Raw genomic sequence first — 24059 nt, forward strand, 5'->3', positions numbered from 1 at the left:
CATAATATGCCTAAACTTAGTAGTATGATGGCTGAATAGGTGCTGGAATGCTAGTTAGAATGAAGCATGATCGGACAAGGTCTGTCATGAAATTTTGACAGTCTTTTTCTTTTCGTCTTCTGGATAACCTGTTAAGATGGTAGTAGTGTGACAACAAGTTAGTGTAAATGAGAGTGGTGACAATCAAGATGGATGAACAGAAAAAAGAAAGTACAGAACAGCAGCAGGAGCCGACTCCAGCTGAAATAAAGCCGGCAGGACAATTTATACAACTGAAACCGTTTAAATTTATCATGCTAATGTTCTTTACAATTCTTATTACGGCAGGTTTAACAATATTTGCGTTAACCTTTGGTGATAAGAAAGTAGTAGAAGTGAAAGTTCCGATTGAACGAGAGGAATTTACAAAATTATATGAAGCATTTGATTTACTGAAAAATAACTATTACCAAGATATTGACGATGAAAAAGTGGTCGATGGTGCGATCAATGGTATGTTTGATGCATTAGGCGATCCTTATTCCGATTTCATGGTAAAGGAAGAAGCGGATCAATTTAATTCTGGCTTATCTTCAAGCTTCCAAGGAATTGGTGCAGAAATCCAAGAACGTAATGGTTATATTACAGTTGTGTCACCTATCAAAAATTCTCCTGCTGAAAAGGCAGGCTTATTACCAAAAGATATTATCTTAACAGTTGATGGGAAAAGTATTCAGGGCTTAAGTGCAACAGAGGCAGTTGCACTGATTCGTGGCGAAAAAGGAACACCCGTAAAATTAACGGTAAAACGTGGCGAAAATACGGAACCTATTCAAATGACGATTGTTCGTGATGACATCCCAGTCGAAACCGTTTATGGTGAAATGCTGGATGGCAATATTGCCCATATTCAAGTTACATCATTTAGTGAACAAACTGCCCAAGAGCTTGAAAAAATCCTTACTGAGTATGAAGGCAAAGGAATGAAGGGCATTGTATTAGATTTACGTCAAAATCCTGGTGGCTACCTAAAGGCTGCAGTCGATATCTCTAATTTCTTTGTACCAGAAGGAAAGGCGATTGTGCAGGTACAAGAAAAAGATGCGGAGCCTCAAATTACAAATGCCATTGCAGGTAAAAAATATAACCTACCGATTACGGTACTAGTTGATAGTGGCAGTGCTTCAGCCTCTGAGATTTTGGCAGGAGCATTAAAAGAGTCAGTTGGTGCTAAAGTTGTTGGTGAAACATCATTCGGTAAAGGAACTGTCCAAAATGTTACACCATTAAAAGACGGCTCTAATTTGAAATTTACGACAGGTAAATGGTTAACACCGAATGGCAACTGGATTAATGAAAAAGGAATTGAGCCTGATGTCAAAGTTGCGTATCCATCCTATGCCTCTTTACCATACTTGAATGCCTCTTTAGAAATGAAGACAGGCCTACAATCTGACTCTGTGAAAGCAGCAGAGGAGATGCTTCAGGTGCTAGGGTATGAGCCTGGTGAAGTAGATGGGATCTTTGATGACAATACCGCACAGGCAGTAGAAAAACTACAAGCAGCGAACAACCTTGAAGAAACAGGCATTCTAACAGGTAATACAACGTATGCTTTAATGGATGCGTTACGTGCAAAAATGAAAGCCGATGATCCTCAGTTACTAAAAGCGAAAGAGCTTCTTGTAGGAACAGCCGAAAAAACAGAGGAAACAACAAACTAACAATGTAGCTGTCGCAACAGTTGTCTTTCACGGCATCTGCGACAGCTTTTTTTATGGGAGGAACTAATATGAAAGATGTGTACCTATTTAGTGGCTTTTTAGGGAGTGGCAAAACATCCATGCTGACAGATGTCATTCGCCAGCTAAAAGAAAAGAAATTAAAGCCTGCTGTTATTATGAATGAGCTCGGGAAGCTGCCATTTGACTCGCAGGCAGTGGAAAAGGATATCCCGCTAAAGGAGATGCTAGAGGGCTGTATTTGCTGTTCGGGTGCTGAAAAAACAGAGGCACAAATTCAATCTCTTCTATTAGATAGTGATTTTGATGTGCTCATTATCGAGACAACAGGTGCAGCACATCCTGTAGAAGCTTTGGATGCCGTTTTTTCACCGCTTTTTGCAGATCAGCTCAATGTGAAAGGCATTATCACGGTGGCAGATTCTAAGCTCTGGCTACACCGTGATACATTAACACCACAAGTGCGCTCTTTATTTCTGGAGCAAATTCGCCATGCACATCTATTGTTAGCAAATAAAACAGACTTATTAACAGAGGCAGAGCAAGGTCAGGTCGTCTATGAACTGCAGGGCTTGAACCCTCATGCCTTTATATTGCAAACGACAAATGGACGCGTACCACTCAGCTTATTAGAGGGGCTGAAGGCAACAACACAGGTCGATAAAGCAGATATAGTTAAAGCGCCAATAGCCTCAATGCAGCTGGGCTCTCGCTTAGTAGATTTTACAGATCAGGAATTTACACAGGAGCAGTTTGAAGATTGGGTGCGTGCATTACCTGAAACGATTTATCGTATGAAAGGCTATGTACCAATTAAGGGCATCAAAAACCCAATGTTGTTCCAATATGCTTATGGAATGGTGCAATGGCTCCCAGAATATCTGAAAATGCCAGCAAAACTTGTTATTATTGGAGAGAATGTTAGTGCTTTACCTGTTATTGGGATTAATTGAAGAATAAAGCAACCAGTGAATTTCTGCACGTGAACAACCTGTGTAGCTTTACACAGGTTGTTTTATTTTTATGTAAATGAAATGTAACGCTCTTGTAACACAATTGTAATATTAGGCTAACATGAGGCTACGACACTAGCCATCTCTAGGGTGATGCAAAGAAAGTAATGAAGAAAGGCGATTAAAAAATGAGTGTATAAAACATACATTTTTTATTCATATCAGCTGTTTATTTTCTAAAATATTTACGAGTTTAGGAGGGGTGTCAACCCTCTTTCAAACGTAAGTATTTCATAGATTGGTGAAACCTGCTAAAAAATAACGCGAAAAAAACGTGATTTTTCGCGCATTTTCTTCTTCGTTGGCGTAGTTAGCAGATGTTGGTAAGATTTTAATGAAAATCATCCCTTACGATTAGTGGCAGAGAAGGAGGAATTGCAAACATGAAAAAAACACTAACTGCAATTTGTGCAACATTTCTTTTAGCAGCTCCAATTCAAATAGCTTCTGCTGCTGCAAATACAACAGAGGGGAATTCCGTACAGCAATCAACAAACTGTAATGTTTATTATTATAAATGGTCAAACAATAATCATAAGTGGTCGATTAAACTTCCACAGGCATCTACACCATCTAATGAGACGCCAACAACAAATAATACAACACCAACAAAGCCAAATAATAATCAATCATCACAAAATGAAAAGCCAGCAACACCACCAACTACTTCAACACCATCAACAACAACTTCAGATGTGGACGCATTTGAACAAGAAGTAGTAAAATTAACAAACGCTGAGCGTACAAAAGCTGGTTTATCACCACTTCAAACAGATGCGAAATTAATGGCTGCAGCTCGTGAAAAATCACAAGATATGCAAACAAATAAATATTTCTCACATACGAGCCCAACATTTGGTTCACCATTTGATCGTATGAAAGCTTTAGGTATCGCTTATAAAGCTGCAGGTGAAAATATTGCCCAAGGTCAACGTTCACCACAAGAAGTAGTACAAGCGTGGATGGACTCACCAGGACACCGTGCGAACATTTTAAACGGTAAATTTACACACATCGGTGTAGGTTATGTGAAATCAGGTAACTACTGGACACAACAATTTATCCAAAAATAATCATTTATTAATAGAAAGATGCTCTATAAGTCTATAAAGGCTTAGAGAGCATCTTTTTTTATTGAATTAATGGTAAAATTTGATGAGAAAGGGAGGATAGAATTGAAACAATATAGCATAGCAATGGCGATTTTCTCATTAGCCGTGTCGTTTTTAATAGGAAGCTGGCTCATCGCCACTAGTTTAAAAGAGCAGCCAAAGGAATCCGTGCAACACCAGCTATTGTCACAGCAAGAGGCAGCTGATTATTTAGGAATCAGTGTAGTGGAAGTGCTAAAATTAACAGAAGTGCCAGACGGATCTAATAGTTACATAAGCGAAATCCCTCATGTAAAGGTAGGGGACAAAGTCTATTATCCAAAGCAAGCCATTGATCGCTGGCTATTGGATATGGAATTAATCGTAGTACCTTAAGAAAAACATATGAACTATTTCTTTGGATAGGGGCATCACCTAATAAAAAAGAGCGCTTCTCCAGCGAAAAACGGTCGATGAAACTTTTCTTTCTCTTTTATAAATAGAAGTTTTTAAACTGTATTTTGGGGGAATTGATAAATAAGTAGTGGGTAAAAAGTAGGGAGAGGTGAGATGGATGAAAAAGCCGAATCTATTAAAGCAGTTTTTTACAAAAGAAGAAAGACCGCATACGGTTGCGCTGACAACAGCTCAAGACCATCGTTTATTTTCATATGCCATGTCCTTTGCCAAGTATCACCCCGATATGATGATTGTGTTTTCGGCAGATGGCGAAATTATTTACGTCAATCAAGAAGCACTCTATGAGCTATTACAATATCGACCTAGTCATGCAGAAGATTTCAAGAAAATTCTGACTGATGTAGATTATAAACGATTAAAAAGAGCGTTCAATCGAACATTACGAGGAAAGTCGGTCAAGATTGATATTGAAAGACTACAGCATCAAGGACAAAACCTAAGCCTCGTACTGACGTTTATACCAATCAAAAATGACGACAATCAGGCGGAGGGGCTCTATTTAATCATTGAAGATATGTCCACGTATTCAGCCATGAAGCATCAGTTAATGCTACATGAGAAGCATTTAAATTACGCCCAGCATATTGCGGCAGTTGGGAGCTGGGAGTACTTTATTCAGCATGACAAACTGTTTTGCTCAGATAACTTTTATCATATTTTTGGCTTTGCACGTTCAGATAACGATGGTATTGATCACGTTTTCCAGTTCATTCATCCAGATGATTATGAAAGGACATATGATGCATTTAATCATGCTCGAAAAGGGACTAATTTTGACAGTGATTTCCGAATTTATCACGGTAAAACCAATGAACTGCGTTTTCTACAGGCAGCCGCCGAAGTCATATGGAAGGATGACAAGCCCTTTAAGATGATTGGGGTTGTCAAAGACGAAACGGCTTTCAAACTACTTGAGAAAACACTAAATGATACATTAGCCAACTATCATTCTATCTTTGACAATTTAGATGCAGGGATTTGGATGCGAGATTCCATTCGAGGCAATATGCTGTTCGCCTCTAAAGGGTTGGAAGGAATTCTTGGTATTCCATTAGCTAAGCTTTATGATGACTCAGAAGTATGGATTAATATGATTCATCCTGCACATCGTGAGGAGGTATTAGCGTATACTGATCATCTCGCTTCAGGCAAAAGCTATCAAGTGATTTATCGTATCCGAACGGGGGAGAATCAGACAAAGTGGTTGCTGGAGCAAATTGTGCCGAGACTAGATCAGCAAGGGGAGGTCAACCATATTTTCGGCTTAGTAACTGATATTACAAAGGAGATTGAACGAGAAAAGAAGCTTAATTATTTAGTGTATTATGATGAATTGACAGGTTTACCAAATCGCTTGAGCTTACATGATAAAGTTGATACCTTATGCTTAGCTGGCGAACCCTTCGCACTATTATATATTTCGATTAACCGCTTTCATATCTTAAATAATGCGCTAGGTACGAAAATCGGTGATGAGCTTCTGCGCACGGTGACCAACTACTTTTCAACACTAACAGATGATCACAGTTACATGGCACGTTTAGACAATCAGCATTTTATCATTGTCATTAAAAAATATGTGAGCAAGCAACATATTTACGCGCTGGCTAGCCGTGTACTGAAAACCTTTGATACACCTTTTTCGATAAAAGACTATCACTTGCACCTATCTGCTAGCATTGGTATTGCTTTTTATCCAGAGGAGGGCTTAACGAGAAACATTTTATTAGAAAATGCATATTCAGCTTTATGCTATGCGAAACAGCAGGGAAGGAATCGTTTTCATATTTATGCCTTTACAGAGGATATTACTTCCTATAAGCAGTATGTGTTAGACCGAGATATGCGACAAGCCATGTTAAATGAGGAATTCGAATTATATTTCCAACCAATGGTGGAGCCGCAAAAGGGGGTTATCAACGGTGCAGAAGCGTTAATTCGTTGGCATCATAAAGAATGGGGCCTTGTGTCACCTGGTGAATTTATTCCATTAGCGGAAGAAAACCATATGATTCATATCATTACAGATTGGGTGATTAAAAAAGCATGTGCGTTGTTACAGCACTGGAAGCAGCAAGGGCATGTGCTGCGAACAATTAGTATTAAGATATCGCCAATCCGTCTGATGAAAAAGGGCTTTATTCAGTTTGTCCAAGAGCAATTACAGGTAAATTCGATTGACGCGCATTATATACAGTTCGAGATTAGCGAAAGTACCATCTTAAAAAATAGTACAAGTGTGATGACCGTTCTCAAAGAATTACAAGACATCGGTGTTAAAATTGCTATTGGTGATTTTGGAACAGGCTACTCTTCCTTAGAATCATTGCGAACATTCCAACCAACGACACTCCATATCTATGAAGCGTTTATCCATGAAATTCGTCATGATCGTCCGATTGAAAATGGACTCATTTCAGCAACGATTTATTTAGCCAAAATGCTTGGTATTCAGGTTGTGGCAAAAGGAGTTGAAAGTTACGAGCAATTTATCTTTTTAAAGCAGCAAGAATGTGATTATTTGCAAGGTAGTATTTATACGAAGGCTGTTCCCGCGAAAGCCTTTGAAAAAATGCTGGCACAAGGCATTTTAACACCACAAAAAGCCATTGTTCATAAAAAACCTGTGGTGGAACGACGCAAATATTATCGTTTTCAATTCCCGGCCTATGTGAAGGGCTTCATGACAATTATCGAAATGAATGAGCAAAAAATTAATATCGGTCATACCCCGATCATCATTGAAAATATTAGCTTAGGCGGCATGAAGATTCGCTCTTCTTTGAAGCTACCCGTTAATCAAACGATGAAATTTAAATTTAGCTTTATTTTAATGAATCAATCATTTAACCTAGAGGGTACTTTTAGATGGACCTTAGAAGAAAAATACCAAATCTATTCTTATGGTGTTGCCTTTAATTTGACGCAGGAGGATGAAGGAAAATTAGCCCCGATCATCAATCGAATGACCGCCTTGCATAATCACCATGAAAAAATAGAGGGAACGCCCTTTATGTATGAGGATATTGAAGCTTATTTTAAAAAATAGCTGATCATGAAGATGCCCAAATGTTCTAGAGGGCATCTTTTTTTCATGGCGTGGAATCACACGAACTAAGCGTTTGAAATACACGAAAAATGCTTATACTCTCCAGTAGAGGAGGCGTTTTATGGATAAAGTGGAGTATATGATGAAAAGCCTACAAAAAGCATTCTACCATTCCTCGGATTTGACCGTCAGACAAATAGATTGGCATGAAGGGGACACGGCTATTTTATGCTTTTACGCTTCTCTTGTTGATGCGAAGGAAGTCCAAAAAATACTGGATACCATTTATGCACGTTTAGATACAGAAAAACCTTTTTGGAGTGAAACCCTACTTACAACACTCGATAATTTTGCGCTACCGCAAGCGATTGAACGGGTTTGCCAAGGTGAAACGCTCGTGATTTTGCCTGATACGGGAAAAATGCTGACGTTAGCGATTACCAATGAAGTTCGTCGTAACCTTGAGGAGCCAAACAATGAACATATTCTGCGAGGCTCCCATGAGGGTCTTGTGGAGCGGGCGGATACCAATTTAACATTGATACGAAAGCGAGTGAATAATCCCGCTCTTGTGGTCAAATCTTTTACAATTGGACAACAAACTAACACTAAAGCTTATTATCTCTATATGGATGGGGTTATACAGCCTGAAACCTTACAAGAGATGGAAAAGCGGATTGCAGACATTAAAATCGACTATTTTTATAGTATTGGCCAGTTAAGTGATGCACTAGAGGATTCCGTGTTATCGCCATTTCCACAATTGTTAAATACAGAGCATCCAGATCGTGTGGTAGCCCACTTAGTGGAGGGTAAAGTTGTGGTCATGACCAATATTTCGCCGTCTGCCTTGATTGGCCCTGTAACATTTTTCTCTTTCTATCAAACACCTGATGACTATAATAGTCGGGTAGTGGTTGGCTCTTTTTATAAAATAGTGCGTTTACTGTCGTTTGTAACGGCGGTTTTTTTACCAGCATTTTATATTGCTGTGATTAGCTTTCACTTTAAGGTATTACCCTTAGAATTAAGTAATCAAGTAAAAAATGATGTTAATGATATACCTTATCGACCGTTAATTGAAGCACTGATACTTGAGATTATTATGGAGCTCATTCGAGAATCAAGTATTCGTTTACCACAATCAGTAGGGCAAACGATTGGGATCGTAGGGGGGTTAGTGATAGGAGATGCTATTGTAAGTGCGGGACTCGTGTCGAACTTAATGGTCATTGTTGTCGCCTTAACGGCCATTTCAAGCTATGTTGTCCCGTCCGTTGAATTGAATAGCACGATTCGCATGATCCGTTTTCCGTTTATGCTACTTGCCTCATTATTTGGGTTTTTAGGCATTGTGGTAGGAGTTGTCATCCTATTAATTCATTTAATTAGTTTAACGTCATTGAAACAGCCGTATTTTTCACCTATCGTACCATTTCAACCGAAAGCTGTTTATAAAATTTTTTTACGCTGGCCATTTATTAGACCGACAGTCCAAGTTACTTCCTTTCAACCACCGAAGGATGAAAAGGGAAAAAATGAGGATACACCATGAATTTTTCTCTATCAAAGGCACAATTTTTTTTACTACTCTTTATCATTCAGACAGGTGTTGTCTACATTGCCTTTCAAACACCGTTAATCATATACAGTCAACATAGTGCATGGTATGTCTTCTTCCTTGCTAGCATCTTCCATTACGGCTTGCTGTTATTTTTTGAACGTTATTATCAATTTTTCTTTTTAAATGGGTTCTTTCGCTGGGTCTATCTGATCTATTGGTTATTAATAACAGCTGTATTAATTGCCTATATGGGGTATGTTCTAGCCTCATGGGTCTTGCCCCGAACACCTGAATGGATTGTTGTCATGATGATTGTAGGGCTATCTTTGTATGCCAATTTAGTTAGACCAGAAACCATCATCAATATTGGTGTCATGCTAATTCCTATTATTTTCCTCTTTGTTATTTTTTTAATGCTGGCTATTCCAGATTTAACGTGGAGTAATCTTTTTCCCGTTGAGTGGAACAATACTAGGCAAATCATGGCGGGCATGATTCATAGCATGTATGCCTTTTTTGGGATTGAAATGTACCTCCTTTATCGTCCATTTCTCAAACAGGATTTACAGGTGAAGGGAAAGCCCTTATTGATTTATCAACTCGTCATTTTTATCTTTTATTTTATTTCGGTTGTCTTTACACAAATGTTCTTTGCTTTGGAGGAGGTTCAACTAATACCAGAGCCTATTATGTATATTTTAAAATCACAGGAAGTGAATTTTGTAAAACGGCTGGATATTTTTTTCATCTATATTTGGCTTTCTTGGTCCATTGTTACGGTCATGATCTACGGTTTGTCCTTTCGTGTGCTTTATTTGTCAAAAAAACGGAAGCATCCGAAACGAAGTATTGTTTTTTTTCATCTTCTCTTAGCCATCCTGCCGCTATTTGTCATGCAATTTCAGCGCATTGAGTTTATCAAAAATTCTATACACTACGTACTCATTGTGTTTACGATTCTACTACCAATGATGATAATTTGTTGGAATAAATGGAGGGGAAAACGTGTATCGTAAAGGGATTATGCTCCTCTTGTCTATGTTACTTTTAGCTGGCTGTTGGGATGAACGACTTTATAAAAACGCTTCCGTTGTGACGCTCGTTGGGGTGGACGGATATATAGGGGCATACAAGGGATATTATGCCTATCCGAATACAGCAGCTCAGCAAAATGAAGTAATTGAAGCGGACGGCATTTCACCAAGAGATGTACGGAATCAAGCCAATTTAAAAGTAGAACAAACACTTGATTTATCTGAACTATCGACCATCCTTGTATCGGACCAAACGGTAAGAGAGCCTCTTTATGATATTTTGGATATTTATTTTCGTGATCCCCAAAACCCGATTTCGATAAAAATTGCTGTAACAGAAGGGGATGTCAAGCCGTTTATAGAGCTAACAAAGGATTTAGCAGGGGGGGCAGGAGGCTATTATGAACGTTTTATGGAAAGCACAGAGGAAAATACAATTTTTCCGAAATTAGATTTACAGACGGTTGGCTCCATGCTATTTGAACAGACAATTGATATAGCACTACCGTATATTCAGTTAAGTGAGGATAAAAAGCATGCTGTTGCGGCAGGTGTCGCTTTGTTCTCAGGTCAAACGTTTACGGGTACAATATTAACACCAAAACAATCTCTCACGATGCTTCTCTTAATGAATCAACCTAGCAAACAAGCGCGGATGAGCTATATGTGGAAGCATGATGGAAAATCGATGCCAATCACGGCTGATGTTATTCATATCAAGCGTCAATGGACGGTGAATGAGGAATTAAAAAGAATAGACATGGATTATCTCATAGAGGTAGAAATTGAGGAATTTGCACATGACCATTTATATAAAGACCCCGTTTTCAAGGAGGTTCAGCAGTTGATTCAAGATCATGTGCAGGGAGAGTTTGAGGAGGTTTTGCGGATTCTTCAAGGTCAGCAATCGGATACGTTGGGGATTGGTCGATATATTCGTGCTTATCACCCCAAAATGTTTCAGAAGGATTGGCCTGCTGTCTATGCATCCTTACAGCTAGTGCCGTCTGTTCAAGTGAAAATCATTCGTACAGGTGTTTTACGCTAAAAAAATCGCCTTTCTCAAGTTAGAGAAAAGCGATTTTTTGTTGTTAAACAGTGACTCTTTTTTGAACAACCAATAGACGGATTAAAAGAGTAATTGCGCCCATTGTTAAACCTGCCACAAGGCCAATCCAATAGCCAAATGGGCCGAAATCCGTATGTGTGGCAAGGGTATACCCAACTGGCAAGCCAATCACCCAATAAGATATAATGGCCATGATAAACGTGATCATAACATCTTTATAGCCTCTCAATGCGCCTTGTACTGGTGCTTGTATCGCATCAGATAGCTGGAAAATGGCTGCGTAGACTAAAAATTGTACAGCATACTCAAGTACCATCTGATCTGTCGTATACATATGTGCTACAGGTTCACGTAAAATAAACAAGATGCAAGCTGATATAAAGCTAAATAAAATGGCTGTGCCGACACATAAATAACTATACATACGAGCATCTCGCATGCGACCAGCGCCGATCTCAAAACCTACTAATATTGTGACACCCATAGAAATACTGAGCGGAACCATGTATAACAGAGAAGTGAAATTGATGGCAATCTGATGGGCTGCGATGATTTCTGTGCTAAAATTACTCATCATCATGGTCACAGCAGAAAAAATACTTGTTTCTGCAAATAGGGAAATACCGATCGGTACCCCAATCAATAAAATTTCCTTCCATCGAAGCCATTCAAGCTTAGGCCAATCATGAAACAGACGGAATCGTTCGAACGGTACTCGTTTAGCGATGATCCATACTGTAATCATGAATATTAGCCAGTACGTTATTGCTGTCGCTACACCAGCTCCGACGCCGCCAAGCTCAGGCGCACCAAATTTGCCGAAAATAAAGATATAGTTCAGCACAATATTAATGGGTGTTGTCATTAAGGTAATGATCATCGTGACCCGTGTCTGACCAAGGGCGTCAATAAAGCAACGCATAACAAAAAATAAGAAAAGTGGCAAAAGACCCGCACACATCGCATAGATGTAGCCTTTTGCAATGCTATGTACAGCAGACTCTAAGTTCATCTTACTAAGTATCCAATCAATGCCAAAGAAGAGTCCTGTAAAAATAAGGATCGCCAGCAATATGGCGACATAAATGCCTTGCTGGACTGCCTTTTTTGCATCCATCTCTTTTTTCGCTCCCACAAGCTGTGAGACAATTGGCGTAATAGCTAGGAGTATACCTGAAAGTCCAGTATAAATCGGCATCCATATAGAGGAACCAATCGAAACACCTGCTAAATCAACCGTCCCGTAACGACTGGACATTAAAATATCAAAAAATGAAATAAGATAAATAGCTACCTGTGTCACTAAAATAGGGACAATCATTTTTAAGAGTAGCACGTATTTTTCCTTAATTGTGGATGTTTGATACATATTTTCTACTTCCTTCATGAACATAATGAACAAGTATAGCATATGTAAAGAGAGAAAAGCTGAAATTTTCATGCTTCATCTATATCTTTTCGTCAGCATATAGTAAAATAGAACACTGTAAACAAAAAGTAGTGCTAACTACAATGGTTTTTAAGGAATAGGAGAATTTGTGTGAAACAACAAACAATCATTTTAACCGGTGGTGGGACAGCTGGCCATGTATCGTTAAATCAGGCGATACTCCCGTCTTTACTAGAACTTGGTTATGATGTCCACTATATTGGCTCAGAGCAAGGTATTGAAAAAGAATTAATTGGCGAGGCGTTCCCCGATGTTCCGTTTTATGGCATTGCGAGTGGTAAATTGCGTCGTTATTTCTCCATGAAAAATTTTACAGATCCATTTAAAGTGCTTGCTGGAATGATGCAGGCTTTTCGTATTATTAAAAAAGTGAAGCCACAGGTTGTCTTTTCAAAGGGAGGGTTTGTCTCTGTACCCGTTGTGATGGCAGCGAAATTAGCAGGTGTGCCAGTCGTCATCCATGAATCTGATGTAACACCTGGTCTTGCCAATAAAATTGCCTTACCTTTTGCTTCACATGTATTCACAATTTTTGAAGAAACTCTGAAGCATTTACCTCAAGAGAAGGCTACTTGCACAGGCTCCATTATTCGTCCTGAGTTATTTGAGGGAGAAAGAGCAAGGGGGCTAGCTTTCTGCGGCTTTTCTACTTTAAAGCCTGTTTTACTTGTTATGGGAGGGAGTTTAGGCTCTGTTGTCTTAAATGAGGCACTACGTAAAAACTTACCAGAGCTCCTCAAGCAATTTCACATCATTCATTTATGTGGGAAGGGGAATTATGATGAAGCACTGGAGGCAATGCCAGGCTACAAGCAATTTGAGTATGTGACAACAGAGTTACCTGATTTATTGCATGCTGCAGACTTTATTGTGTCACGAGCAGGCTCTAACTCCATTTTTGAATTTTTAGCGCTTCACAAGCCGATGCTATTAGTACCTCTCTCAGCGCAAAAAAGCCGTGGAGATCAAATTTTAAATGCCAACTTGTTTAAAAAACAAGGTTACGCAGAAGTGTTACAGGAAGACGAGTTGACAAAGGAATCTTTTATGAAGTCTGTTCATACACTAACAGAGCGTAAAGTGGAAATGGTGGAGACAATGGCAAAAACGCAAAAACCAAAAACACCAGATGAAATGGCGTCATTAATTTTACGGTACAAGAAATAAGTGCTATTTGAAAAAAGAAAAGAAGCTATGAGGTAGGTCGAAATGACAAAACCTTATAGCTTCTCTTTTATATATTTACACACTACATTGCTTGCTCTTCGCCTTCTTGCATTTGATGTGCCGTTGTTAGGTAGAATAAATCTTTTGGAATTTTAAATAAATTAAATTGTGCCTCACCGCTATTAACCTGCGCTAATAATGTTGGATGACTTTCATTGGCACTCACCACATAGGGAAGCTTTAAAGCAGCACGCTGTGATTTTAAATTTTCAACACGTATACGGAGAAAGACCGTATGAAAATTATAGTCAAAAAATAACTCGTTCAAAAATAACATTTTTGCTTTTTGATTATAACCTTTACCTTGGTAAGGGAGTCCAATCCACGTTCCTAGAAAGCCTGCACCGTCCTCCACATCGTGAATACTAATGGTGCCGATTGGTTGACCCCAATCATCAGTTATGGTCCTCGAGATAGCGAGTCCTCTCGCTTCCTCTTCAATCAGTTGTTTTGTCATAAACCAATATTCATCAGCGGATGTGGCTTTTTGACGGACAAAAGGGAATACAGAAGGGTGTGATAATAGCTCATAAAGCTCTGTACATTCATGCAGGTCTCGATGTTTAAGCATACGAAACGCCTCCTTTACTAGGGTAGTTAAAACAATTCCGTTGAAGCATAAAGAAGAAAACTAAAATTCGTACTGGAATTAAAACCCAAAGAACTAGACGTTATAACTATGATATTCCATAATCTCCCGCTGTCTTACTGATTTCGACCATACCGAAAAAAGGCTAGTTTTTTAAATATAATATAACATATAAACTGCTTGATGCAATCATTTTGCTCGTAAAAAAACAAAATTTGAGTTTAATAGTCAGTAAATTCTGATAAATGAAATGTGATTATCCATAATATTGTTGTTTTTTAGCATTAAGACTATCCTATCAATTTTAACTAATATTAATCATATATCTACATCTTTAGTAGGATTGTTGGCTTGTTATAATAGGTAATATATCAAATATTATCCTTAAAAGGATATAATTTTTACGATTCTAGAAAGGTAATTTTTTATTTTTATGTTATAATAGTAGTATTATTTTTAATCTAACAACACATACATACGAACATTTCTATCATGATGGCAATGGCTTTTCTGGAGGTGACAGCATGGAGTATATTTTAAGCGAAGATTTCTTTAACTCATTATTTATTGGCAAGGATTTTGTTTTTCTCGTGAAAAAAGTAGGGGACGATTATCAATATATTCGCTTAAATCAAGCAGCTCAGGATCTGTTATCGAATGAGGCGATTGGCAAAATGATTTCGACCGTTACCTCAAAGCGTAATTTTTTGATCATTCAGAAAAATTACCATGAGGCCATTAGAGAACATAAACAGGTTGACTATGTAGATTATGCATATGTTCAGTCGGAGGTTCGTAAATATGAAACATCCGTCAGACCGTTGAAATATGAGAACGAAGACTATATTTTAGCCATCACGAAGGAAATACTTTATGACCGCAGTATTGAAGATAAATTTTTATTTATGCGGTCCATGTTTGACCATGCCTTTTTCTCAACAGTCATTTTATCGGCTGAAGGAATGATATACGAAGTGAATTCAAGCTTTATGGAAGATTTTCAATTAGATAATGAAACCGTCAAACAGAAAATGTTTGTGGATTTACCGATTATTCCAAAGGAAGAAGTTGAACAAATAAAAATTTGTTTGCAGAAAGCTGCAAGAGGGGAAAACGTTGGCGAGAAGTTTATTAAATTGCATACATTGGACCAGCAGGAACGCATGTATTTACTGTCACTATCACCAGTGATGCAGGATGATAACTCCTTTGCCATATTTCTTATCATGCAAGATTTTACACAATTTACTTTACAAAAAGCAGAATTACGCTCGAAGTCTCACGGGCTAGAAGTATTTAAATCTGCATTAAATTCAGCTACAGCCATTGCTGTATTAGATCATAATTGTAACATTACCGAAGTGAGTGAGATGTTTTTACAGGCTTCTGGCTACACGGCGGAGGAGTTAATCGGTCAGCCCTACGCATTGATCGAACCACGATTCCGTGGGCAAGACCTTTTTCAAATAATTGAAGATAAGCTGGACACGATGGGAATGTGGCGTGGAGAACTTTGCTATCGAACGAAATATCATGCCGATTACTGGGTAGAAACTACCATCGTTCCATTAAAAGATGAGTTTGGTCAAATCGAACAAATTTTAACCATTAACTATGATATTACGGATAAGAAAAGAATGTTCACAGAATTAAAAAATATTGAACGTACTTTCAGACTCATTACAGAAAATACAAATGATTTAATTGTGATTACAAATGAGGATGGCATCATTATTTATGCTTCCCCGTCCTATGGTATTTATTTAGGTTATGAAAATGTAGAGCTACAAGGACAGTTTTACAGTGACATTATTGATCGAGAAAGTAAAGGCGAATGGCAAACATTCTTGAATAATTATACAGGGCAAACAGATTCACAGTTTGAGCTTTTACTGAAGGCGAAAGATGGAACACCGATATGGACAGAAGGAAATGTCACGGTTGTGCACGACCCTGAACGTGAAAAAGTTTCTCAAATTATGATGGTGTCTCGTGAAATTACACATCGCAAAGAAAGGGAAAATGATTTGCTGTATTTAGCCTATCACGACGCTTTAACACAGCTACCTAATCGGCGTTTTTTAGAAAAGGAGTTTCCTAAAATCCTAGCAGAAGCAAATGAAAATCAAACCTGTGTGGCGATGCTCTATATAGATGGTGATGATTTTAAAGAAGTAAATGATCGTTTTGGCCATGAGACGGGCGATGCGTTTATTCAGCGATTTGGCAGTTCCTTGAACAAAACAGTTCGAAGCCATGATATGGTTATTCGAATAGGTGGCGATGAATTTATTGTCATCTTAACTGGCTTAACAAGAGATCAGGAAAAAAGACATCATCAAATTATGCATATTATTCGACGTATTCGCGATGAATTAGCAGAAGGCTGGATGATAGAGGATCATCTTTTTACACCAACTGCTTCAATTGGCATTGCCTATTACCCAGACCATGCTCGAACATTGGATGAGCTAATGGATTTAGCTGACCAAGCATTATATAAATCAAAAGAGTCGGGGAAAAACAACCTCTCCATTTCAGATATACACTAAAAAGTCTGTCCACAAGGTTTTCCTTGTGAGACAGGCTTTTTATTTGATGTTATGCTATAACAGTATAGGGATAAAAATCCTACATCGTTATTTTGGAATAGAAGGTGATATGATGCCTAAGAAGATATTGTTGGTAGAAGATGAAAAGCATATCGCTCGCTTTGTCGAACTTGAATTACAACACGAAGGCTATGAAGTAAAAACTGCCTTTGATGGTCGAGAAGGTTTGGCTTTGGCAACATCGGAAAATTTTGATGTACTTTTACTGGATGTGATGTTACCAAGTATTAATGGGATTGAGATTTGCCGTCGTATCCGGACACAATCACAAGTACCGATCATTTTATTAACGGCACGAGATGCTGTGATGGATCGTGTAGCAGGACTCGATGCAGGGGCTGATGACTATATCGTCAAACCTTTTGCGATAGAAGAGCTGCTGGCTAGGATACGGACGATTTTACGTCGTGTCACGCCAGAGCAGACAAGCAGTGAATCTTTATGCCTACGGGATATTGAAATAGATGTAGCTGCCTATGAAGTTTTCGTTCAGGGGAATAAACTTGATCTAACAAAGACAGAATATGACTTATTGAAACTATTAATTGAGCACAAAAATAGAGTATGTACACGAGAGCATATTTTAACATCCGTTTGGGGCTATGATACGGATATCGAGACCAACGTGGTAGATGTTTATATCAGACATTTACGTACAAAACTCCCTGGGGCGATGAATGATTATATTGAAACCGTTCGCGGTGTTGGGTATGTGATGCGAGAATGAATAAGTTAAGAAATTATTTACGTCAGCAGTCCCTGCAAAAAAAATGGATGCTGACCTCAAGCAGTGTCATCTTTATTAGCTTTACGATAATTTGTGTAGTCGTCTATCTTTCTCTGCATACATGGTTATTAAATGATGAGGAGAGTAAGGTCAATCGGACAAGTAAGGATATCATCTCATTTTTAGAGTCCCAAGGTCCTACAATTACCATTCAGCAAATTCAGCAAAATACAGGCTTGCTCAAATCGATTGCGGATCGTGATGAGACGGTCCGAATATTTAATGCTGATGGGGTGGATATTTTACGAATCAATGATACCTCTGCTGCTGCACCACTTAATTCGTTGCAAGAAATTTTTGAGATGACCATTGATAAGCAGGATGTGCTGGTCATTAATGAACCGATTCGGATGGGCTTTTTCCAAGGCTATATTCAGGTGATTCATCCGTTAACTAGTTTTCAATCTCTCATGCATTATCTTTTGACAGCCATGCTGATTGCAGGGTTAGGAGCCTTAGTGTTATCTGGCTCTATTGGCTATTATCTAGCGAACTATTTAATGAAGCCACTACACGAATTGCGTGCATCCATGAAAACTGTGATGGATCAAGGATTTAAGGAGCCTATACAGCTAACCTATACATCACATGACGAAATTGGTGATTTACTGAAGATGTATAATGCCATGATGAACGAGCTGCAAATCTCATTTACCCAGCAGCAGCAATTTGTCGCCGATGCTTCTCATGAGCTGCGTACACCGATTCAAGCAATTGAAGGGCATCTTTCTCTTTTAAAAAGATGGGGCAAACATGATCCTGCCATATTAGAGGAATCCATTGATACCTCCTTAACAGAAATTGCTCGTATGCGCAAAATGATTGAGGAATTATTAGAACTTGCACGGCGTGAGGAAAAAGATGAAACAAGTGAGGCTAATGCATTAGTGGTCATCGAAGCAGTGATGGATGAGGTAAAGCTTGTTCATCCACAAGCGCGAATATCGCTGTCGAAACATGGTGAAATTGGTCCGTTATTTATCACCGAAAATGCACTAAGTCAAATCGTTCGTAATATAATAGAGAATGCCATTCGTTATTGTGAAAAAATTCCTGAGATACAAATTTCTATTTCTGTTGCTGGAAATTATGCATGTTTAGAAATTACTGATAATGGTATAGGAATAGCACAAGACAATATTCCGTTTATCTTTGATCGTTTTTATCGAGTGGATGAAGCAAGAAATCGCCAAATTGGTGGAACAGGCTTAGGGCTTAGTATTTCGAAGATGTTACTTGAAAAATACAATGCCACAGTAGAAGTCAAGAGTGAGGTTAATATTGGAACCGTTTTCTCGCTGAAAATCCCGCTAAAATATTAAGAAAAATACACGCTTTATTTCATTATTCTATCCTTTGCGAAAAAAATTGCTTAATTTGCTAAAAAGAGTTGTATTTTTTGTGAAGAGTAGTAAGATTGAGATGGAAAAAACGTTCTTTAAAATATGGAAAAGTAGTGAGAAACATTCTTTTAAAGAACGGCTAAATATTATATAATTAATTGCAATTTAATTAATGGAACTGCCGAAAGGCAAAATTTGGAGGTCATTTTTCATGTCGAACAACGTTACAACTGTAAGTTCTCCATGGTCAGCTTTCTCTGGTCCTAACCTAGGATATGTGATGGAGCAATACGACTTATTCTTACAGTCTCCTGAAGAAGTAGAACCGGAGTTAGTTTCTTTATTCCAACAATTTGGTGCACCAGTAGTAGTAGAAGGTGAAGTAGCTGTAGCTAGTCATACAGCAGCGGCTCCTGCTGGCGATTACAAAAAAGTGTTAGCCGCTGTAAAACTAGCAGATGCAATTCGTTCACGCGGTCATTTAGCAGCAGATATCTATCCTCTGAAAAACCGTGAACTACAAACAGCTCAAATTGAAGAAAGCGCGTTCAACTTAAGCGCTGCAGATTTAGCTGAAATTCCTGCAGCAATCTTCTTCAAAGATGTGCCAGCAAACGTGAAAAATGGTAAGGATGCAATCGACTATTTAAAAGCTATTTATACAGATAAAGTAGCATTTGAATATGGTCACGTAGTAGCTACTGAAGAACGTGATTGGATTCAAGCGCAAATCGAATCAGGCTCATTCAAACAAGCATTATCTGCGGATGAGAAGAAAGCCTTGTTAGATCGTTTAACTCGCGTTGAAAATTTCGAGAAATTTATTCATAAAACTTTTGTAGGACAAAAGCGTTTCTCTGGTGAGGGCTTAGATACGCAAATCGTTCTATTTGATGAAATTATTAAAACGGCAGAAGCAAAAAATGTGGAAAACGTACGTATTGGTATGGCACACCGTGGTCGCTTAAACGTTTTAACACACATTTTAAATAAACCTTATGACATGATGTTCTCTGATTTTGCACATGTTTCCAATGATTTATTTATGCCAGAGCATGGCCGCCTTGAAATTACAAAAGGTTGGACAGGTGATGTGAAATACCACATGGGTGCTTCTTACAACCGTGAATCCGGTATGAATGTGAAATTGGCTTACAACCCATCTCACTTAGAAGTGGGCAATCCAGTAGTACTTGGTGCTACTCGTGCAACACAAGATGATACATCTAAACCAGGGCAACCTATTTTTGACCGTACAAAGGGCTTAGGCATTCTTGTACACGGTGATGCTGCATTCCCAGGTCAAGGGATTGTAACAGAAGTGTTAAACTTCGCTAAAACAGAAGGCTTTACAACAGGTGGAACAATCCATATTATCGCAAACAATATGATTGGATTCACAACAGAACATTATGATTCTCGTTCTTCTGTGTATTCTTCTGACCCTGCAAAAGGCTATGAAGTACCAGTAATCCATGTTAACGCAGATAGCCCAGAGGCAGTAGTGCAAGTTGGACGTTTTGCGGCAAACTACCGTCAAACATTTGGCAAAGACATTATTGTGGACTTAGTAGGTTACCGTCGCCATGGTCATAATGAAACAGATGACCCAACAGTGACAAACCCAGAAACATACAAATTAGTGTCTAAACATGAAACAGTGCGTGCATTATATGGTGCACAATTAGTGGCAGAAGGTCTTGTAACTGCTGATGATGTAGCTGCACTAGATACAGCTATCTATGCAGAAATGCAAGCAGCCTATGACCACGTCAAAGAAATGGCAGAAAAAGATGATCATCATCATTTAGAAATGCCAGAAGAATTAAAAGTAGAGTTCCCACAAATTGATACAGCAGTAGGTGCGGAACGTTTAGAAAAAATCAATGAAGAACTTTTAGTGTTTGAAGAAAACTTCGAACCACAGAAAAAGCTTGGTAAAATCTTAGAAAAACGCCGTGATGCTTATGCGTCTGCAAAAGTTGACTGGGGTCATGCTGAAACTTTAGCGTATGCAACGATTATTCAAGATGGCACACCAGTACGCTTTACAGGTCAAGATGCACAACGTGGTACATTCTCTCAACGTCACTTAGTACTGCATGATAAAAACAATGGCAATGTCTTCACACCACTACACCATATTTCTGGTGCGAACGCATCCTTTACAGTACACAACTCTCCGCTGACTGAAGCTGGGGTGGTAGGCTTTGAGTATGGTTACAACCTAGAAAATAGCCATGTACTAACAGTATGGGAAGCACAATTCGGTGACTTTGCGAATATGGCACAAGTGATGTTTGATAACTTTATTTCAGGGGCACGCTCAAAATGGGGTCAAAAATCTGGTCTAGTTATCCTTTTACCTCATGGTTATGAAGGTCAAGGTCCAGAGCACTCTTCAAGCCGTATGGAACGCTATTTACAAATGTCAGCTGAAAATAACTGGTTTGTAGCGAACTGTTCAAATGCAGGAAACTACTACCACTTATTACGCCGTCAAGCAGCATTATTAGGTACAGAAGGGGTACGTCCACTTGTAGTCGTATCACCAAAATCATTATTACGTCACCCATTAGCTGCGGCGAATGCTGAGCAATTAGCAAATGGTTCATTCCAAGAAGTGATTGAACAACCAGGCTTAGGGGCTAAACCAGAAGCTGTAGAGCGTATCGTTTTAGGTACAGGTAAAGTGATGATTGACTTAGCAGAGCGCGTGAAAGACGGCGAAGGCTTCGATCACCTACACATTATTCGTGTAGAACAACTTTACCCATTCCCAAAAGAGCAAGTAGCTGGTATCATTGCTAAGTATCCTAATGCAAAAGAGATTGTTTGGGTACAAGAAGAACCTAAAAACCAAGGCTCATGGAATTATGCATTAGAAACATTATATGAACTTTCAGAAGGTAAAAAACTTCGCTATGTAGGCCGTCCTGCAATGAGCTCAACTTCTGAAGGGGATGCAGATTCTCATAAAGCAGCACAAGCAGCTCTTATTGAAGATGCGGTTGCTGAGCCAGTAAAGGTTAAATAACATATATCAATTTTTGAAACCGGGCTACTTGCCCTTAAGCAGTAGCCCTTCTATGTGCGTCATGCACGTTAATCAAAGGAGGAAATGAAAGTGGCTGAAATTAAAGTCCCTGAATTAGCAGAATCGATTACAGAAGGTAGTATCGCACAGTGGGTAAAAAAAGTGGGCGATCGCGTTGAAAAAGGTGAATTCATCGTTGAACTTGAAACAGATAAAGTAAACGCTGAGATCATTTCTGAAGAAGCAGGTGTATTAACACAAATTTTAGCTGAAGAAGGCGATACTGTACTAGTTGGTCAAGTTATCGCAGTAGTAGAAGCAGGCGAAGGCGCAGCAGCAGCTCCAGCAGCGGCAGCACCAACTGAGGCAGCACCTGCACCAGCAGCGCCACAAGCAGCACCTGCACCAGTTGCAGCAGCTCCAGTAGTAGAAGAAACTTCTGGTGAGCGTGTAGTTGCATCTCCAGCAGCACGTCGTCTTGCACGTGAAAAAGGTATTGACCTTGCAGCGGTATCTCCAGTAGATCCACAAGGACGTGTACGTGTACAAGATGTAGCAGCTCATGGTACAGCACCAGCTGTAGCACCAGCAGCAGCACCTACATCCGTAGCAACTTCAGGTGGCCCAGTAGTATTCACACCAGCAGCTAATTCTGACCGTGTAACAATTGAAAAAATGAGCCGTCGTCGCCAAACAATTGCAAAACGTTTATTAGAAGTTAAACAATCAACAGCAATGTTAACAACATTCAACGAAATTGACATGACAAACATCATGGCACTTCGTAAACGTAAACAAGAAGAGTTTGTAAAAGCAAACGACATCAAACTTGGTTTCATGTCATTCTTCACTAAAGCTGTTGTTGCAGCACTGAAAAAATACCCATACGTAAACGCTCAAATCTCTGGCGATGAAATTCATTTAAATAACTTCTTTGATATCGGTATTGCTGTATCGACTGAAGAAGGTTTAGTCGTACCAGTTGTACGCGATGCAAATAGCAAAAACTTTGCAGAAATCGAAAAAGATATTGCTAACTTAGCGACAAAAGCTCGTGATAAAAAATTAGGCTTAAATGACATGGCTGGTGGATCATTCACAATCACAAATGGTGGTGTATTCGGTTCATTAATGTCAACACCAATTATGAACGGTACGCAAGCTGGTATTTTAGGTATGCACTCAATTGTAAACCGTCCAGTTGCAGTAAATGGTGAAGTTCAAATCCGTCCAATGATGTATGTAGCACTTTCATACGATCACCGTATCATCGATGGTAAAGATTCTGTAGGATTCTTAAAAACAGTTAAAGAATTAATCGAAAATCCTGAAGATTTATTATTAAATTCATAATCCCATTAAACCCTGCGAACAATGTTCAGCAGGGTTTTTTGTATGACGAAAGGTACTGACCGATTCTATGCTTGAAAGAGTGCGAATGTTACATCGTTTAGAGGAGCAAAGAAAGAAAAAACGAAACTTTTCTCACATATAGAACATACTCTATAATAAATTTTTGTTGTAATTTTCAGAAATATCAACAAAAGTTCAACGATTTAAAGTGGAAGCAGAACGCACAATATCCTAATATTGTCATTAGTCAGAAAAATGTTAAAATCGTCTTGACGAACATATTAGTTTTATAGTAGTATCTAAATATCAATTAAATAAACAAACCTCACGAATTGTTACCAGTGAGGTAGAGGCGCGGTATTTATTAGTTCATTGTTGAGTAAAAGCAAGCGAAGACGCAATGAAGAAGGAAATATCGCCGAAGTATAAAAGGAGCTCGTACTTTTATACTGGGTCTGCAGTGAATAAGTGCAGGACTGTCCTAGTAAATGGATTTCCAGATTTACTAGGTTGTGCTATCTCGGAAACATGGAAATTATAGTGAGGATTTGGGCAACTGTCATAAAAGGTAAGACCTAAGTTCAGTAAACTTAGGTCTTTTTTAGTACAGTTGTCTTATTTTTTTACAGAAAAGGGGAGT

At 38.7% G+C, this 24059-nt stretch carries 16 protein-coding genes and 1 riboswitch; of the genes, 14 read left to right on the top strand and 2 right to left on the bottom strand.

Going from position 1 to position 24059, the window contains the following annotated elements:
• Positions 1-188 precede the first annotated feature (188 nt).
• From MKY76_RS11340 to MKY76_RS11375, 8 genes are all read left to right on the top strand, one after another.
• Positions 189-1703 carry a S41 family peptidase gene (locus MKY76_RS11340; protein WP_342557860.1) on the top strand — a complete coding sequence of 505 codons (1515 nt, stop codon included), beginning with the start codon at positions 189-191 and terminating at the stop codon, positions 1701-1703.
• A 68-nt stretch (positions 1704-1771) separates the two neighbouring features.
• Positions 1772-2674 (top strand): CobW family GTP-binding protein, encoded by a 903-nt coding sequence (locus tag MKY76_RS11345; RefSeq protein ID WP_259950727.1) that lies wholly within the window; start codon positions 1772-1774, stop codon positions 2672-2674.
• Positions 2675-3117: 443 nt separating this feature from the next.
• The gene (locus MKY76_RS11350; RefSeq protein WP_257961011.1) at positions 3118-3807 is read left to right on the top strand and encodes a CAP domain-containing protein; all 690 of its coding nucleotides are present in this window, start codon (positions 3118-3120) and stop codon (positions 3805-3807) included.
• Between the two features lie 102 nt (positions 3808-3909).
• Positions 3910-4221 (top strand): helix-turn-helix domain-containing protein, encoded by a 312-nt coding sequence (locus MKY76_RS11355; RefSeq protein ID WP_054548614.1) that lies wholly within the window; start codon positions 3910-3912, stop codon positions 4219-4221.
• Between the two features lie 178 nt (positions 4222-4399).
• Entirely contained in the window at positions 4400-7354 is a 2955-nt protein-coding gene (locus MKY76_RS11360; RefSeq protein WP_342557861.1) for an EAL domain-containing protein, read from the top strand.
• Positions 7355-7475: 121 nt separating this feature from the next.
• Complete coding sequence (locus MKY76_RS11365; RefSeq protein ID WP_342557862.1) at positions 7476-8909, top strand: spore germination protein; 1434 nt, start codon at positions 7476-7478, stop codon at positions 8907-8909.
• Positions 8906-9934: a GerAB/ArcD/ProY family transporter gene (locus MKY76_RS11370; protein WP_048392904.1), complete on the top strand. Its 1029-nt coding sequence runs from the start codon at positions 8906-8908 to the stop codon at positions 9932-9934. Before MKY76_RS11365 ends, MKY76_RS11370 begins: the two co-directional genes overlap by 4 nt.
• The gene (locus MKY76_RS11375) at positions 9924-11000 is read left to right on the top strand and encodes a Ger(x)C family spore germination protein (RefSeq protein WP_342557863.1); all 1077 of its coding nucleotides are present in this window, start codon (positions 9924-9926) and stop codon (positions 10998-11000) included. The genes MKY76_RS11370 and MKY76_RS11375 overlap by 11 nt, the downstream gene beginning before the upstream one ends.
• A gap of 43 nt (positions 11001-11043) precedes the next feature.
• Here MKY76_RS11375 and MKY76_RS11380 read toward each other — a convergent pair whose 3' ends face one another.
• Positions 11044-12390 carry an MATE family efflux transporter gene (locus MKY76_RS11380; RefSeq protein ID WP_048392901.1) on the bottom strand — a complete coding sequence of 449 codons (1347 nt, stop codon included), beginning with the start codon at positions 12388-12390 and terminating at the stop codon, positions 11044-11046.
• Positions 12391-12561: 171 nt separating this feature from the next.
• Here MKY76_RS11380 and MKY76_RS11385 point away from each other — a divergent pair, with 171 nt between their 5' ends.
• Entirely contained in the window at positions 12562-13638 is a 1077-nt protein-coding gene (locus MKY76_RS11385; protein WP_048392899.1) for an undecaprenyldiphospho-muramoylpentapeptide beta-N-acetylglucosaminyltransferase, read from the top strand.
• A gap of 82 nt (positions 13639-13720) precedes the next feature.
• Here MKY76_RS11385 and MKY76_RS11390 read toward each other — a convergent pair whose 3' ends face one another.
• Positions 13721-14269, bottom strand: coding sequence for a GNAT family protein (locus MKY76_RS11390; protein WP_004230128.1), 549 nt, complete (start codon positions 14267-14269; stop codon positions 13721-13723).
• Between the two features lie 542 nt (positions 14270-14811).
• Between MKY76_RS11390 and MKY76_RS11395 the strand changes: the two genes are divergently transcribed.
• The 5 genes from MKY76_RS11395 to odhB all read left to right on the top strand — a co-directional run bounded on the left by MKY76_RS11395 (position 14812) and on the right by odhB (position 23419).
• Positions 14812-16839 (top strand): diguanylate cyclase, encoded by a 2028-nt coding sequence (locus MKY76_RS11395; protein WP_342557864.1) that lies wholly within the window; start codon positions 14812-14814, stop codon positions 16837-16839.
• Positions 16840-16951: 112 nt separating this feature from the next.
• Positions 16952-17626, top strand: a complete 675-nt coding sequence (locus MKY76_RS11400) for a response regulator transcription factor (RefSeq protein WP_048392894.1) — start codon at positions 16952-16954, stop codon at positions 17624-17626.
• A complete protein-coding gene (locus MKY76_RS11405; protein ID WP_054548609.1) occupies positions 17623-19008 on the top strand; it encodes a HAMP domain-containing histidine kinase in 1386 nt (461 codons plus the stop codon). The genes MKY76_RS11400 and MKY76_RS11405 overlap by 4 nt, the downstream gene beginning before the upstream one ends.
• 232 nt (positions 19009-19240) lie before the next feature.
• Complete coding sequence (locus MKY76_RS11410) at positions 19241-22066, top strand: 2-oxoglutarate dehydrogenase E1 component (RefSeq protein ID WP_342557865.1); 2826 nt, start codon at positions 19241-19243, stop codon at positions 22064-22066.
• A gap of 90 nt (positions 22067-22156) precedes the next feature.
• Positions 22157-23419 (top strand): 2-oxoglutarate dehydrogenase complex dihydrolipoyllysine-residue succinyltransferase, encoded by a 1263-nt coding sequence (odhB, locus tag MKY76_RS11415; protein WP_048392889.1) that lies wholly within the window; start codon positions 22157-22159, stop codon positions 23417-23419.
• Between the two features lie 339 nt (positions 23420-23758).
• Positions 23759-23945, top strand: a riboswitch (Lysine riboswitch).
• Positions 23946-24059: the final 114 nt, after the last annotated feature.

Source organism: Lysinibacillus sp. FSL P4-0201, assembly GCF_038593425.1.
Lineage (GTDB): Bacteria > Bacillota > Bacilli > Bacillales_A > Planococcaceae > Lysinibacillus > Lysinibacillus capsici.